12 protein-coding genes and 2 tRNA genes are annotated in these 15,083 nt (G+C 56.7%); 3 read left to right on the top strand and 11 right to left on the bottom strand.

The features are described 5' to 3' along the window. Window positions 1-21: 21 nt before the first annotated feature. Together ACPOL_RS16515 and ACPOL_RS16510 are read left to right on the top strand one after the other, a co-directional pair. The gene (locus tag ACPOL_RS16515) at window positions 22-3,480 is read left to right on the top strand and encodes a chitobiase/beta-hexosaminidase C-terminal domain-containing protein (RefSeq protein WP_161557399.1); all 3,459 of its coding nucleotides are present in this window, start codon (window positions 22-24) and stop codon (window positions 3,478-3,480) included. Window positions 3,481-3,606: 126 nt separating this feature from the next. Continuing rightward, window positions 3,607-3,683: transfer RNA gene (locus ACPOL_RS16510), tRNA-Met, on the top strand. Between the two features lie 29 nt (window positions 3,684-3,712). Here ACPOL_RS16510 and ACPOL_RS16505 read toward each other — a convergent pair. Continuing rightward, window positions 3,713-3,982 (bottom strand): hypothetical protein, encoded by a 270-nt coding sequence (locus ACPOL_RS16505; RefSeq protein WP_114208021.1) that lies wholly within the window; start codon window positions 3,980-3,982, stop codon window positions 3,713-3,715. Between the two features lie 337 nt (window positions 3,983-4,319). Here ACPOL_RS16505 and ACPOL_RS16500 point away from each other — a divergent pair, with 337 nt between their 5' ends. After that, a complete protein-coding gene (locus tag ACPOL_RS16500; protein ID WP_114208020.1) occupies window positions 4,320-5,258 on the top strand; it encodes a proline dehydrogenase family protein in 939 nt (312 codons plus the stop codon). 151 nt (window positions 5,259-5,409) lie between these two features. Here the strand turns inward: ACPOL_RS16500 and ACPOL_RS16495 are convergent, their stop codons facing one another. From ACPOL_RS16495 to ACPOL_RS16455, 10 genes are all read right to left on the bottom strand, one after another. After that, window positions 5,410-8,526 carry a DUF7948 domain-containing protein gene (locus ACPOL_RS16495; protein ID WP_114208019.1) on the bottom strand — a complete coding sequence of 1,039 codons (3,117 nt, stop codon included), beginning with the start codon at window positions 8,524-8,526 and terminating at the stop codon, window positions 5,410-5,412. A 279-nt stretch (window positions 8,527-8,805) separates the two neighbouring features. Continuing rightward, window positions 8,806-8,897, bottom strand: a tRNA-Ser gene (locus tag ACPOL_RS16490). A gap of 87 nt (window positions 8,898-8,984) precedes the next feature. After that, the gene (locus ACPOL_RS16485; RefSeq protein ID WP_114208018.1) at window positions 8,985-9,533 is read right to left on the bottom strand and encodes a tetratricopeptide repeat protein; all 549 of its coding nucleotides are present in this window, start codon (window positions 9,531-9,533) and stop codon (window positions 8,985-8,987) included. Between the two features lie 53 nt (window positions 9,534-9,586). Further along, complete coding sequence (locus ACPOL_RS16480; protein ID WP_114208017.1) at window positions 9,587-9,988, bottom strand: DUF4260 family protein; 402 nt, start codon at window positions 9,986-9,988, stop codon at window positions 9,587-9,589. Next, window positions 9,985-11,049 carry an HlyD family secretion protein gene (locus ACPOL_RS16475; RefSeq protein ID WP_114208016.1) on the bottom strand — a complete coding sequence of 355 codons (1,065 nt, stop codon included), beginning with the start codon at window positions 11,047-11,049 and terminating at the stop codon, window positions 9,985-9,987. Before ACPOL_RS16475 ends, ACPOL_RS16480 begins: the two co-directional genes overlap by 4 nt. Further along, entirely contained in the window at window positions 11,046-11,813 is a 768-nt protein-coding gene (locus ACPOL_RS16470; protein WP_114208015.1) for an ABC transporter ATP-binding protein, read from the bottom strand. Before ACPOL_RS16470 ends, ACPOL_RS16475 begins: the two co-directional genes overlap by 4 nt. Before the next feature lie 31 nt (window positions 11,814-11,844). Further along, a complete protein-coding gene (locus tag ACPOL_RS16465) occupies window positions 11,845-12,648 on the bottom strand; it encodes an ABC transporter permease (RefSeq protein ID WP_201758855.1) in 804 nt (267 codons plus the stop codon). A 27-nt stretch (window positions 12,649-12,675) separates the two neighbouring features. Beyond that, entirely contained in the window at window positions 12,676-12,969 is a 294-nt protein-coding gene (locus ACPOL_RS34160) for an ABC transporter permease (RefSeq protein ID WP_201758852.1), read from the bottom strand. An 18-nt stretch (window positions 12,970-12,987) separates the two neighbouring features. Further along, on the bottom strand, window positions 12,988-13,647 hold the full coding sequence (locus ACPOL_RS16460) for a TetR/AcrR family transcriptional regulator (protein WP_114208014.1): 660 nt from the start codon (window positions 13,645-13,647) through the stop codon (window positions 12,988-12,990). 273 nt (window positions 13,648-13,920) lie between these two features. Then, window positions 13,921-14,874 (bottom strand): catalase family peroxidase, encoded by a 954-nt coding sequence (locus ACPOL_RS16455; protein ID WP_114208013.1) that lies wholly within the window; start codon window positions 14,872-14,874, stop codon window positions 13,921-13,923. Window positions 14,875-15,083: the final 209 nt, after the last annotated feature.

Genomic DNA, 15,083 nt, shown 5'->3' with positions numbered 1-15,083 from the left:
TGTATGCGGAGCGGAGATCCAATGCAGAACTTGACAGAACTGAGCCGTGTCATTCGTGCGCTAGGTGAGGCATTCGTCGGACCCAACCGTGGGAAGGTCTTTTCCCTTCGGCACTCCAGCCCTAGCATTTTCTTAGCCAGCCTGTTGGCTGTGACTCCAGTTGTTGCGCAAGTAAGCGTCGTGACCGCGCACAACGACATCGCCCGTACCGGGCAAAATCTGAATGAGACCATCTTGACTCCGGCGAATGTGAACTCGAATCAATTTGGGAAGCTATTTACTCACCCCATCTCCGGCCAGCCGTTTGCCCAACCTCTGTATGTCCCTCAGGTCGCAATTCCTGGTAAGGGCGTACACAATGTCGTCTACGTAGTTACCAGCGCCGACTACGTGTATGCCTTCGATGCCGACAACAACGGCGGCGCTAACGCCGCTCCTCTGTGGTCAACTTTCGTGCTGACAAATACCGCTCCGGCCGGAACCTACACGCAAGAATTTGGCATCCAGGGAACGCCGGTCATCGATCCTGCTACCAAGACGATGTATTTGGTCAGTTCCGAAGAGCCGGATGTCTTCCGTCTCCACGCTCTGGACATAACCACCGGCAAAGAAAAGTTTGGCGGTCCCGAACCTATTGTCGGCCGGGTCGACGGCACGGGCAGCGGTAGTGCAAATGGACTTCTCACCTTTGACCCGGGCTATCACCGCCAGCGGGCGGGATTGCTGCTCCTCAACGGGGTGCTCTATGTGCCTTTCGGTTCGGTCAACGACAATGGTCCCTGGCATGGCTGGATATTCTCCTACAATGCCGCCACCCTGGCGCTGATCGACACTTTCTGCACCTCGCCGAATGGAACCGCGGCTGGCATTTGGATGGGGGGCGCCGCTCTGGCCGCGGAGGTCGACGACCCTGCCAAGCCATACGGAAGGATGTTCTTTTCAACTGGGAATGGCGCTTACGCCGGCAGCGTTCCTTATAGCAACGGGATGAGCTTCGGAATGAGCGTCCTCGATCTTGACTTGACCGGCGGCATGATGACGGTCAAAGATTCGTTTACTCCCCACAACTGGGCAGCGTTGAGCGCGCAGGATGCAGATCTCGGCGCCGGCGGAACGGTACTGTTGCCCGCCGAGAAGCAGGCGTCCGGCACAACGCTGAATTCCTTGGTCGCGATCGGCAAGAGCGGAAAGATTTATATTCTGAATCGTAACAATCTGGGCGGATATAGCCCCACATCCGATAACGTCGTGCAAGCATTGCAGACGCCGCAGTCCGGAGAGCAGAACTGGGGGGCCGGGGTCTGGGGCGCCTCTGCTTATTACAATCAGCACATCTATTTCGGAGGGATCAACCCGGGAGTCACCAACGGACTGGCCGCCTACTCCTACGTCAATGGTGTGCTTTCGAGTGCCCCGACCAGCCAGACGACCGAGCAATTTGCCTATCCCGGCCCTACCCCTTCCATTTCTGCGAATGGCGCGTCGAATGGCATTGTTTGGGCATTAAAGAACGACGCCAACGGTAGCGGTCCAGCCGTCTTGCTGGCGTTCAACGCCAATAACGTCACAGATCTGCTCTACTCCTCGAACACCAACCTGGAACGCGATAATCCCGGACTTGCCTTGAAGTTCGCTGTACCCACGATCGCCAATGGCAAAGTTTACGTCGCTGAGTGGGGCTCGTTTAGCACTTTCGGGCTGCTGGGAACGATTCCAACCGTCGCCACGCCGGTCATCACCCCCCCAGGGGATACCTTCAACGGATCTCAACGTGTGTCGATTACTTCGGCAACTCCTGGCGCACAAATTTATTACACCACTGACGGAACCACTCCCACGATCAATTCCCACATTTATACCGGTCCGCTCACCGTCACCGAAACCGAAACCATCACTGCTATTGCGAACGCAACCGGGTATCTGCAAGGCCAGCCAGCCACCGCCACTTTTTATTCAGCGGCGAACGCAGCAAATCCCGTCTTCTCGCTCGCGGGTGGAACTTACTCAGGATCCCAGTCGGTCGCCATCACCGATAGATCGAAGAACGCCGTCATCCATTACACCGTCGACGGTTCAACCCCAACTACCGCATCCGCCGTCTACACCACGCCAATCCACGTCCCCGTCACGGAGACCGTGCAGGCCCTGGCCACCGCGCCCGGACTCCAGCCGAGTTCCATCGTGACCGCCTTCTACGATATTGATCCTCCCTACCTTTTCAACTTCAACCAGGGATTTGCCCAAGCCCAGGCGCTCGGCCAGATGCAATTCAACGGAAGCACCGATCTGGACGACTTCCGGCTGCAACTGACCAACGGCGGGTTCAGCGAGGCAGGGAGTGCGTTTTACACAAAGCCCGTCAATATCCAGTCATTTACCACTGACTTCACCTTCCAACAATCGAACCCGAATGGCGATGGCTTCACCTTCACCATTCAGAACAATAGCGCCGCTGCCCTGGGCGGTGACGGAGGTTCGTTGGGGTATGCAGGCATTGGCAAAAGTGTCGCCATCAAGTTCGACCTCTTCAGCAACTCGGGAGAAGGACCCAACTCCACCGGCCTTTACATCAACGGCGCTCAGCCCACCGCTCCAGCAGTCAGCCTCGTCAACACCCCGATTAACCTCCACAGCGCCGACTATACGACCGCTCACATCACCTATGACGGAACCAATCTAACCATCACCCTTACCGACACCATCACCCTCGGCACCTGGTCTCATTCCTTTGCCGTGAACATTCCTGCGATCGTCGGCGGCAATACCGCCTATGTCGGATTCACGGGCGGTTCTGGAGGCTTAAGCTCCAGCCAAAAGGTGACCTCCTGGACCTATTTCACGGGTCAGCCCCCCTATCCGAACTATCCAACCGGATTCCACCCAACCAACATGGTCATCAACGGAACCGGCGGTCTTTCCGGAACCAGCCTGCAACTCACCAATGGAGGCCTGAAGGAGACCACCAGCGCCTTCTACGCAATCCCGGTCGGTGTTGAATCCTTTACCAGCAACTTTCAATTCCTGCTCACCAAAGCAACAGCCGACGGTTTCGCTTTTGTCATCCAGAATGCGGGCCCGCACGCAATCGGCACGGGCGGCGGTGGTTTGGGATACGCATCAATTCCCAATAGCGTCGCCATCAAATGGGACTTCTTTAACAACGCCGGCGAAGGAAATGATTCGACAGGCGTCTATGTGAACGGCGCCATGCCAACGCTGCCTTGCATCAACCTCGCGCCCACCGGTTTTCTCGTGAATGACGGCGATCTAATCGGAGCACAAATTGACTATGACGGCACAACTCTTGAGTGGACGATATTCAATCTCACTCAATCGACGCGCGGTCAGATTACCGAGCGAGTCGCCATCGATATCCCTCACACGATCGGTAGCAATACCGCCTATGTGGGATTCACTGGGGCCAGCGGCGGCGAGACGGCGATTCAGAACATCCTGAACTGGACGGTGACCAACCCCTAACCGGAATCACAACCATGCCCCAAAAGTCAACGCGCGCCGAATGCTGGCGCGCGTTGACGGTTAAAGCTGGCATTCGTAAGATAAGAGTTGCGTCGCACGTAGCCGATAATCTTGGTACCGCGACCCGGCGGCGTAGCTCAGATGGTTAGAGCGACGGACTCATAACCCGTAGGTCGATGGTTCGATTCCATCCGCCGCCACCAATCCACAAGAGCCCAGCCCAGTCGTGCGTTTACGATGCTATAGCACGTTCGTTGATCGCTACCGGACGCTTCACATATCGCAAAGACTGCTTCGGAATAAGCCGGAGCTCCTTCTCGGGAGTTCGTTCCAGCAAATGCGTCTCGCAGCAGTCACCGCAAAGCCAATAATGCTCCAACCGATGGCCGCGAAGATTGCTGCCGTCCATCCCGGAATCAACCACATCAAAGATATACACTGTGCCTTCCCGTAAGTAATGCAACGGCTTCATACACTTCGGATTCGCGCAATAGTCAACCATAGACCTACCCTCCATTCCGCGCCTGGCTCCAGTTCCTGTGGCCCTTACAAGATATCTCCTTGCGAACCCTAGGAATTCACCGATTTGGTGAGAGAACCATGGTATGGGATTACGTTTCGCGAGGCCCGGGTTGTCCCACTCTAAGGACAATTTGTCCCACTTCTAAGGACAATTCTGTAGTGGCTTCTCATCCATCTATCGACCATTGCCGAGCGGCAGTGAATCTTCCCTTTTTCTGTCCTAAAACAAGCCGCGGGAGTTTTCTTCCCGTCGGAAGGTATCGGCCATGGCCATCCCTTCCTTATGCGAAAATAGCTGGAGCCGTTCTTCGAGATTCATGCCTGTCCTTCGCTCTGCCTTTATCGCTCTATCTAGAAACTCCGGGCTACGCAGCTTTTCCGAATCTTCGCCCATCGGCCAACGTCTGTCCTCCCGCTTCGTTGCCGGCCTGGAGATCGAGGACGCTCTACGCGCAACCGAGACCCTGAACGCTCAAGGCATTGCCGCCACCCTCGATAGTCTCGGCGAGAACGTAGAAAACCCGGATGCGGCGAGGCGCAGCGCCGAAATCTATCACCAACTTCTGGATGCGATTCGCAAGCGCGGCTTGAACGCCAATGTGAGCGTCAAACTCACCCAGATGGGGCTCGAACTCAATCCCGATCTCGCCTCCGGGATCACAGCAGAACTCGTAGGCCATGCCGTTCAGACCGATAATTTCGTTCGCATCGACATGGAAGGCTCAGCTCTTACCCAGGCAACCCTCGACATCGTGCGAGGATTGCATGCGGGTCAGAGTTCGACTGGCCCCCACGCCGGACACGTCGGCGTTGTCATTCAGGCCTACCTCTACCGCAGCGAAAAGGACATTTGTGAATTGATCGCCGATGGCATTCGCATTCGTCTGTGCAAGGGCGCTTACCAGGAACCGGCCCAAGTCGCCTTTCCCTCGAAAGCCGATGTCGACGCCAACTTCGTTCGATTGATGCGGATCCTGGTCAGAAGCGGCATCTATCACGGCATCGCGACGCACGATGAGGCCATGATCGAAGCAACTCGCCAGTTCGTCCGCGAACGCAAGATCGATCCAACCAGCTTCGAGTTTCAGATGCTCTACGGAGTTCGCCGCGACCTCCAGCGCGCCCTGGTTGATCAGGGCTACCGCGTCCGCGTGTACATCCCCTTCGGCCGCGAATGGTATCCCTACTTCATGCGCCGATTGGCCGAACGCCCGGCCAATGTGCTCTTCCTGGCCAAAAACTTTTTTAAGAATTAGCCGCTCCGGGCGGCCCTAGGCATTCAGCCCGCCTTCTCCGGTTTCTGAAAGCGCATAACGATGCTCACATAAGTCCTGTTTAACTTGTGTTCGGTTTCAACCGCCCGGACCACCGTGGCTGAATACCCACAGTGACCTGCGATAGCCGGGTTTACTGGTTGACCTCCTGAGTGATGCCCATTCCGCTCGCCGCATCGGTAGCGCTGCCGGTATAGATAGCAGCGATGGCATGGGCATCCGGCGTCAAACCCGAAATACTGAAGCTGGCTACACCATGGACCAGCGGAGCCGTGCCGACAATCACGCTTCCATTCTTAAAGGACACGCTGCCGGTAGGGGGCCCGGATGCCGCCGTAACCGTGGCCGTGAACTTCACGGATTCTCCAACGGTGGAAGGGTTACTCGAGGAAGTAAGCGTGGTCGTCGTCGCAATGCTACCCGGCGCAATGGTGTAGGTGGCCGTCGCGACCGCACTCTGTGTATCTCCGCTCTCCACTGCAATCGCTTTGACGGTAGTCGTAGAGACGATAGAGAACGGGGATTTGTATATCGCCGAGGAACTGGTTGGCGGAGTTCCATCGGTGGTGTAGTGAATGACCGCGCCCGGCGAAGAACTCTCAATAGCTACGGAGAGTGGAGTGATATAGGTGCCGCCTAATTTCGGGAAGGTTGGGGCTGCGATCTGGCCGGTGATGTTCTCGGTCAGCCCATCGCCGCTGGAGGAGTAGGCCTTCGGGTCTCCAAGATAGCTGGCGCTGACGAGGTGAGTACCCACGACGAGGCTGCTGGTTTCATAGGCAGCAGTGCCGGAGCCGTCAAGGGGGACGTGCGCCACATTGACGCCATCCACGATGAAGCTCACCAGTCCGGTGGGGGTTCCGGTTCCGTCGACCGGAGCGACCGCAGCAGTCAGTGTGACGCTCCTGCCGGCTGGAGCCGGGTTGCTACTGGAGCTGAGCGTGGTCGTTGTGGCGCCGTGAAGAGCAAATTTCGCGAGGAACGCAACGCCCGGTTCCGTTTCCAAGACACCCTTGGTAATCGGGAAGTCGTTCGAGATTGCGAATGCCCCAAGATACACATTCCCTAGTCCATCGATGCCGACCCCGTAGCGGGAATCCCCGTCATAGCCGCTAGCGCTCCCTCCGAGATAAGTCGAATAGACCAGCGAGGAGCCGGTCGGATTAAGACCGGTCAAGTAGACGTTCCCTCCGGAGCTGTGGTTGACACTCTGGAAGGCGTCAGGAGTTACCGGGAAGTTCGTTGCGGTTGTGAACCCAGTCACAAAAGCATCCCCTTGGGCGTCAATGCCGAGATCATCGATGTGTGCACCGATAAGGCTCGACTTAGGAGCAAACTCCGAACCGCCTAGGTAGGTAGAGTATGCCAGCGCCGTGCCCGCCGGATTCAGCTTGCTGACAAATCCAACTACGGTGCCATCGTTTACTTTCTGGAATGCAGTAGAGGTTACGGGAAAGTCTGTAGAGACCGCGTCGCCGGCAACGTAAGCGTAGCCTTGCTGGTCCACCGCGATGGCATGGGCAACATCACCGGACAACAGCGACTGCGCAATGAATGAAGCGGAACCACCAAGATAGGTGGAGTAGATCAGCTCGGTGCCCGTGAGATTGAATTTAGAGACAAAGGCGTTCTGGCCGCTATAGCTAGCACCCGTGGAGACAGCGCGATTGGTCGTTTGTAGCGCACCGGGGGTTGTCGGAAAGTGTGTGCCCGAGGTACCGCCGCAGACGAAAGCGTGCCCCACGCCATCTACGGTAATGGCAAGGCCATAGTCTCCCCGGTAATCTGCCCCCTTCACAGGACTGCCTCCGAGGTAAGTCGAATACAAGAGATTCGTTCCTTCAGGATTCAACTTAGTGACAAAGGCGGAATTCGCACCGTTATTCTTGGCCGCAGTTTGAAAGGCGCCTGGAGTCGTGGGAACGTAACTCGGCGGATAGAATTGTCCATTTGCCAATCCGGTAAGGTAAGCATTGCCTGCTCCGTCTACAGCAACTCCGTTGATTTGGGCGGTGAAACAGGTCGAATAATCCAAAGCATTCCCCGTGGCATTTAGCTTGAGGACGAAGTAGCTCTCTACGTTGGGGCACTCTTGGTAGGCTCCAGCAGTTGTCGGAAAGCCGGCAGAGGCGCCCCCGGTGACATAGACATTGCTTGCCGGGTCGATCGCAAGCGCAGAAGGATAGGTGCCGCCATCGGAAGGGAAAAATGCCGTATAGTCAATCGCCGAGCCAGCCTGATTCACCTTGGTGACGAAGATCACTCCCGATTTGCGACTCAGCGAGCCTCCAAGCGCACCGGATTGCGCAGGAAAGTCGGTCGAGTACGTAATCCCGGCAGCGTAAACGTTGCCGATCGCGTCGGCCGTAATCGGAGCCTCGAGTTCGGTAAAGCCACTCCCGCCAAAGTAGGTCGAATACGCCAATGTCGGGTCGATCACCAGTTCCCGGCTATGGTCATATTGGCTTAGATCGAAGCCCACATCATTCGTCGTCAGTAATTTGAACCGTCCATCCACGGCCTCCCGCTGGCCACCTTTCAACTGGTAGACCACCGGTTTATGGAAGGCAACTTCACCGTTCTTCGCGCGGATCGTCAAGTTACCGTCTGCATCGATCTGGAGCTTTTCAGCCCCCTCAAAATGCAGCCGCACTGGCTTAACGTCTGCAAGTGGCGCGACTACGAAGTCGAATTCCAGCTGCTGGTGGTTGCCGTAGTAGACCAGATCGACGCCCGGATAGACGCCGCTGTACTTGACCTTGGCGTAAGTTGGCACATCCGTCCGCCATTTTGTCCGGTCGCTACTGAGGAAATAGTTGTTTTTCCCCGGCAACGGATCTGCTCCATCGACCCGCAATCCATGTGCAACGCCGGCAAGCTCCATCCGCACCACATCGGTTTCAGCGGCTTTCGCCTTGGCTGGCACGTTCCGAAGCTGGCCGTGAAGGCGATCCAGCTTCGGGCTGGCCGGATCTCTTTTGGTCAAGGCGAGGACCGCAGATGTGTCGGTGAGAAACAACGAATATCCTTGGCCGCGGGAGAGGAACCGAACCTGAGAATCGGTCTGTCCCTGATTCCCTTCAAAACTTAATGGCAACTTGCCGTAGTTGGTGGCCGGCGTAGACACTCCGCCAGAGGTTTGAATATGGCTTTGTCCGGAGCTTGCCGCGGAGGGATCGGTCCCCTGTCCGGAGGCTGCAATCTGGCTGATGGCTAAGAGAGTGAACGCGACTGGAAGAGAAGATTTCACAATAGCTCCTTTTGGGGGTTAAGGAGAGCGGCAGCGAAACGCTGCGCGACTGCCTCGCAATGGGTTGTTACCGGAAGGATTTGGCCGTTGTAGTCGACGGCTCTCGAAGCGTGGAGAAACGATGCGCTGATTCGCGTCGAATGTCAACCGTAAGCCCGCTCTGCGGCGGGGTGCTTAGAATTCGGTTTACGCACGAGTGTGCGTTGTAGACCGCTGCTCAACGACCACATCTGGAAGGTGGTTGGTGTCGGTAGGTCGAGAACACTAAAACTGATTGATTGGCGGAGAGGGGGAGATTCGAACTCCCGATACCCGTAAAGGTATGGCTGATTTCGAGTCAGCTGCATTCAACCGGGCTCTGCCACCTCTCCGCGGTCGCCGACACTCTTTTCAGTCTACCGTCGAAGCAACCAGCAAGCAACATCGCCGGCAATCGCTGGCATGCGCCTCTTGAGAACTCAGCGCGTTTCAGCCACTGTCAGCTTGCCTATTTGCTCATCGCTCTCCGCTACACCGGCGTCCACTTCCACATACGCATAAAGCTCCCGCGCCTCTTGCCAGAGTTCGAGCGCTTCTTCCCGGTGCCCAGTCTCTTGTTGAAGAAGCGCAAATCCGCGAATCGCATTTGCCAAATCGAGCGGAGGCGTATCTTCCTGGCCGCAGTAAATATCAAGGGCTTCCCGGTAATGGGGTTCCGCCGGCGCCAACCTTCCTTCCTCGCGAAGGATGTCGCCCACATGGCGCACCGTCTGCGCAAGGCTCAACGGATCGTTCACCGTGCGAAAGAGCGCCGTCGCTTCTTCGTAGCATTCCCGCGCACCTTCGGTCGCTCCCAGGTCTCTTTCCGTTGCTCCCAGATTGGTCAACGATTGCGCGAGCAGACGCGGGTTGTTGGACTTTCGGTAAAGAGAAACTGCCTCCGTGAAGGCTTCTTTCGCGTCCTCAAGGCGGTTTTCTCTACGCGCGTTGTAGCCGCGCGTCAGTGGGGATTCGGGTCGATTGTCCATGCTGGCGTCAGCCTATCACAAAGTCCCCGCGGACTCGCCCGCTTGCCCTGCAGTCAAGACATAGCTGACGCTTGGATGTGGGTCCGGCTAAAATTGCCCGGGGACTTCAAACCATATCCCAGTAGCCGGTCGAAACTGATATGCGAGAGCCAGATCAAAGATGCCTGTCCCGCGACCCCGGATTGATACTTCCACGCCAACAGCCCGAGCAAGAGCGGCAAGATGTAGGTGTGTACGATGTTATAAAAAATCACCGCAGCGGGCCGCGAAGTCGCTTCCTTCTTTTGTCCAAGATATCCAAGCAAGGCGATATCCGGAGCAAGGAACCATAAGAAAAAGAGCCACCATTTGCCGGGATATAAAGAACCAAAGGCCACGCAACTCACCACCAAAGCGATCAAGCCTTCGCCGCGGAGAAGAACATCGACGCGCATCCCGGCAGTCTCCGTATTCATTGTGCATTCCCTCCTGTATGCACAAAAGCGTCCACCCGTAGACCGACCGGCAGATCTGCCCCCGAATCTAACTGGATGAGCGTTTCCAGGATCTTTGTATCGACCTTCTCTGTAGGTTCATCGGTCTGCACGTTCTTTCTTCCTAACTCCTTGCCGACCCGAATGACATGGCCCTGAAATCTTTCTCCTCCATAAGCGTCGGCGGTGACATAAGCAGGTTGCCCAACCTTCACTTTGGCGACATCGGTCTCGTCCACATCCATTCGAACCCGGAGGACGGAGTTATCTCCAATCGTCACGATAGGATCGGGCACGGTTGAAGAATTACTCACGCTCTCTCCCGAACGATGGTGCTTGCGCAATACAACTCCATCAATCGGCGACCGGATCAACGTCTTCTCATATTTCGCCCGCGCTTCCGAAGCCTCTGCTTTGGTAAGCGCCAGCGCCGCCTCCGCTGCCGCCCGGTCTTCTTCGCGGGGCTTATCGTCGACCAGCGAGTGATGTTGAAAAGCTTCGTTGTAATTCGCCAGCGCTACGTCATATTGGCGGACATATCGCTCCTGATCCTCGCGGGAGACAATGCCGGCGTCGAAAAGCTGGTTGCGACGGTCCATCTCCGCCTTAGCATTTTCCATGACCGCCTTGTTCTGTTCGACCGTGGCATAAGCCTCTCTCCGCTCCTGCGTGCGGGCGCCATTGATCACCTTCCGCAATTCGGCCTCACGTTGCTCAACGGTTGCTTCGGCGGACAAAATCGCTGCCCGATAGTCAGCATTCTCTAGCTCCGCCACTATCTGGCCGCGGTGAACGAGGTCGCCCTCTTCAACCAAGACCTGCTTCAGTTTTCCACTCAACTCCGATCCAACCTTGATGTCTTCGGAGACTGGCTCGACCTTCCCCGGCCCAGCAACATACCGGCTTCCCGCCATACTGACTTCTGCATGCTGTCCACTTTTGACGGAAGCGGCCTTGACTTGTCCTGACCGCTGAAAGCCATTGACCGCAACTGCAGCCGCAACCAAGCCGACCCCCCCTAACATCCAATATTGTCTTTTCATACTGCCCCCGTATAAGCGGCATCCGCGCTCTCCGAATGCGTATTCGATGTTTGTGACGAACACTGTGACAGAAGACCTTGCACGTTCTGAGTAGCCACGATCCGCCCGTCCTCGATGCGGACGATCCGGTCGCCCATGTCCAGAATTCGGTTATCGTGGGTCACGATCGCGACAGCTCTATCCCGCTGGTGAGCCAGATCGCACATCAATTGCATCACCGTCCGCCCGGTATGAGAATCCAGCGCCGCTGTCGGTTCGTCAGCCAGCAGCACTTCCGGGTCTCCGGCCAAGGCCCGTGCCAATGCGACCCGCTGCTTCTGTCCGCCGCTCAAATCGGCGGGTAGCGTATTGACTTTCTCTGAAAGCCCGACTTCCGCGAGCAGCTCTCGAGCCTGCCTTCTAGCCCGTTGCCCTCGGATGCCCTTTAAATCGAGGGCCACTTCGACGTTTTCACTCACCGTCAACGTCGGAAAAAGATTGAAGGCCTGGAAGACAAAACCAATATGCTGCAGCCGGACCGCCGGCAAGTCTCGCTGGCTCATCGTTGTCGTTTCGATTCCAGCGACCCGCACACTTCCTGAAGTCGGCCGCAGAATGCAGCCCATGATCGACAAGAGCGTGGTCTTGCCGCTGCCCGAGGGACCCATGAGAAGCAGCACTTCTCCGCTGCAGACGTCGAGATCAATCTCCTCTAGCGCCGATACACGCATTGATCCCTCGGAATAGACCTTGCTGACTCCTCGAACCCGAATCGCTGGTTGCATAGCCAACTCTTTCTGTTACGGGATACGTCACTCAGTTCTTGAACACCATTGCCGGATCGATCGTCAGCACCTTCTGAATCGAGACCGTCGCCGCAATCAGGCACATGGCTCCGGTAAGAAAAAACATCACCAAGGCCGATTGCCATGTCAGGATGATTGCCGCGCCGCCGGTCGTTCCGCCATGCACCACCACCAGGCTCACCATCATTCCCTGCGCGTAGCCGAGCACCGCCGCAATTGCGGCCTGCTCCAGAATGATCCGGTAGATATAGCTGTTCGGCGCGCCCATCGCCTTCAGCGTCCCGTACTCGCGCAGATGATCCACGGTCGTTGCATAGATGGTCTGGGTGACGACCACAATGCCAACTACGAGTCCGAGCGCCGCGGCGATCAGCACCGAAACCCCCGCTCCTGTGGTGAACATCCAATATCCTCGCGTCATCGCACTAAACCGTTTCGTGGTCAGCACGTCTACGTCGCGCAATCTCCGCTGCAAGCTCTCCCGCAGGGCTTCAAGGCCAATGCCGGGAGCCGCCTTGATGAGAATGAAGACTGTATCCGGCTCCTTCAAGTTGGCTACCTGCTGCGCGTTCTTGAAGGTCATGAACACATACGGCGAAGTCGTAAATGACCGGATGCCATGAGTGAACCCGACCACTCGCACGCGATGGCCATTGATCTCGACGACCTGTCCTAGCTGCTTCAGACCGAGCTTGTCCTTATAAAGCTCATCGATCATCGCCGCGTCCGGAGCCTTCAGGTCTGCAGTATTCCCGCTGACAACGTTCCATGGCGCCCCCATCTTCTGATCTACATTGAAGCCCACTACTTGCACGCTCTCGAGGCCGCCATCTGGCCGTTTTCAGCTGCCGAATCGTGCAATGTACTTCTCTGCCGACGAGACACCCGGCGTTGCCCGCACCTGGTAAAGCTTGCGTTCGCTGAAAATGCCGCCCTGTTCGATGTAGGGAATGCGCTGCGACGCGACCCAAAGATCGGCGCCCGAATGATCGATCAGGCCCGTCGTAGTAGTACTAAATCCGAGGAACAGCCCCAGCTCCACGACCATCAGCACCACGGCAAAGGTGATACCCGTTAGGGTGACAATAAGTCGGACTTTATCGTGAAAGAGGTTCCGTCTTGCGATCGGGGGCATGGCTCACTTCACTTTCCCTTAGGGCGTCTTCGTGAGGTCGGGCAAGTGCTCACTGGTGCGGGCCATGCCATGCATGATCGCCTCCAGCATAAGATCGCTGCGCTCCCGGAGCGAACGCCAATCGATGGCGTCTGCCTTGCACTGCGTTATTTCGAGTGCTGCCACTCCGTGCACTGCCGCCCAGATTGTCTGGGCCATGAGATCGGCATCCGTCAGTTCCAAGCGGAACAACCCCTCCCGCATGCATTCGACCAGAAGCGACCGCACGTAGGCATAGGCGTTCTGATCGGGATTGCCCCTATTCTTCAGTTCTTCCTCGCCGACCGGAAGGTTCATCGGCGTCATGAACATCAATCGGTAGTGGTTGGGGTGCGCAACGGCAAACTCGATGTACGCTCGCCCACAGGCTGTGAGGCGTTCCTTCGGATTGCGAATCGTCGAGAGCTCTTGAAAAACGGCCGCCAGTGCGGCAAAGTCTCGCCCACATAGTTCCTTAAAAAGCGCCTCTTTATCTGCGAAATGGAGATAGATGGCGGTAGGCGAATAGTCAATCCTGCGCGCCACTTTGCGCATCGATACACCTTCATACCCCTGCTCGACGAATAACTCGCGGGCCGCATCCAGAATCAACTCCCGAATCTCCACTCGCTCCCGCGCTCGCCGCTCTTGGACTGTCATGATCCCCTGCTTAACACTGTTCACTAAACACTGTTACCTATATGCACAGTGTTCGAGAATTTCTAGGCCTCTTCAAACAAAATTTGCTCTCAGTGAGTAATACAAGGAAGCAAGTCTTAAGGGAACGGCGGACAAGTGCTCATCTCGGCGCGAAATCGAACGGGTCCACAGTTCAAGTCGACGTGCCATATTAGCGAAGACCCCGACAGCCGTTTTCTGGAGGAAAAACCGCTATGGCAATCGAAAGAACGTCGAAGAAATGTCTAGGAAGTTCTATCCCGCCTCGGGAGCTGCCCGGCGACGACGTCCACTGATGAGGTAAACGGCCGCTCGCACTTCCAGCAGAGGGTCCCCCGACGGCTCAATTCCCTCAATCCTGGGTATGGGATCGAAGATGATCTGCTTCTGTTCGTGGTCGCTATCAGCTACTGGTGCGGTCAGGGCAATCGTTCCCAACTCGAGCAACGTTCGATCTTCCGGCCAGTGAATCGTTGCGTCATCGACGGTATCTCCGTCGTTAGCAAGCTGCACCAGGATCTTGTACTCGACCGGTCCCGAGCCAATCCTGCTCTTAATCTCGTCGAACAGGTAGTCTGGACCTTTGGAAGCAACAACTGCATCGTCAAGGTGTTGGTTGCCGGCTGCGGGAACTATTCGGTAGCGGCCAAAGCGGGAGGCGCCGTCGGCGTTGATGAAGCGGAAGGCAGTTACGCCATAATATGTCTCAGTCGCAAAGCTCACCGGCGCCGGCTTCGGCGTCTGCACGTACGCAAGCGCGGCTGGGTGTGACGCTAAGAATGCCCCCAGCGGAGAAGCCGGAATGTTGGTCACATCGCTGGTCGCGATCGCCCGTAAAAGCTCCAAAAACTCCTGGCCGGTGTGCGTCGGAAAGCCGTCCGATGAGTGACTCACAATGTCGGTGTGAACGTGGGCGGCCAAGTTGAAGCGGATGGCCATGCCGCGAGGATTGGCATTCGGATCGTTGTCCGGAATGAGGGGAACTCCCGTGGAGTTGGAAAAACGGACAGTTACCGGCGTAGAGCTGCGAGCGATGTGGGGAGCACGAGTCAAGGTGGCGGCCCCTGGCGAAGGAGTGAATGTCCCAGTAAACATCGTGCCCTTGGCGTGTGCCGGTCGAAAGCCCGGATGTTCACCAAAGATGGCGTCGAACTGTTGGATCAAGTCATGGCTCAGCGCTAGTAATTTCTCATCATTGGGTAGTGGCATGGCTTCGCTCCTTGAACGTAATTCGGTGTAGCGCGATTAGCTGTCACAATGGATTCGCATCTGTCGCGAAGAGACTCACTTGTTGTCAATCATGAATTCGTATAAGCATGAATTGTTCGAAGCTATGAGGTTCGAAGTTTCATCCGCACACGTAGCCCAGAGAGGCGGCTACGCGGCACTATCGCACTGTGCGGCCTCGATTCCACGAA

The organism is Acidisarcina polymorpha, assembly GCF_003330725.1.
GTDB lineage: Bacteria > Acidobacteriota > Terriglobia > Terriglobales > Acidobacteriaceae > Acidisarcina > Acidisarcina polymorpha.
This window is presented reverse-complemented; position numbering and strand designations above follow the sequence as displayed.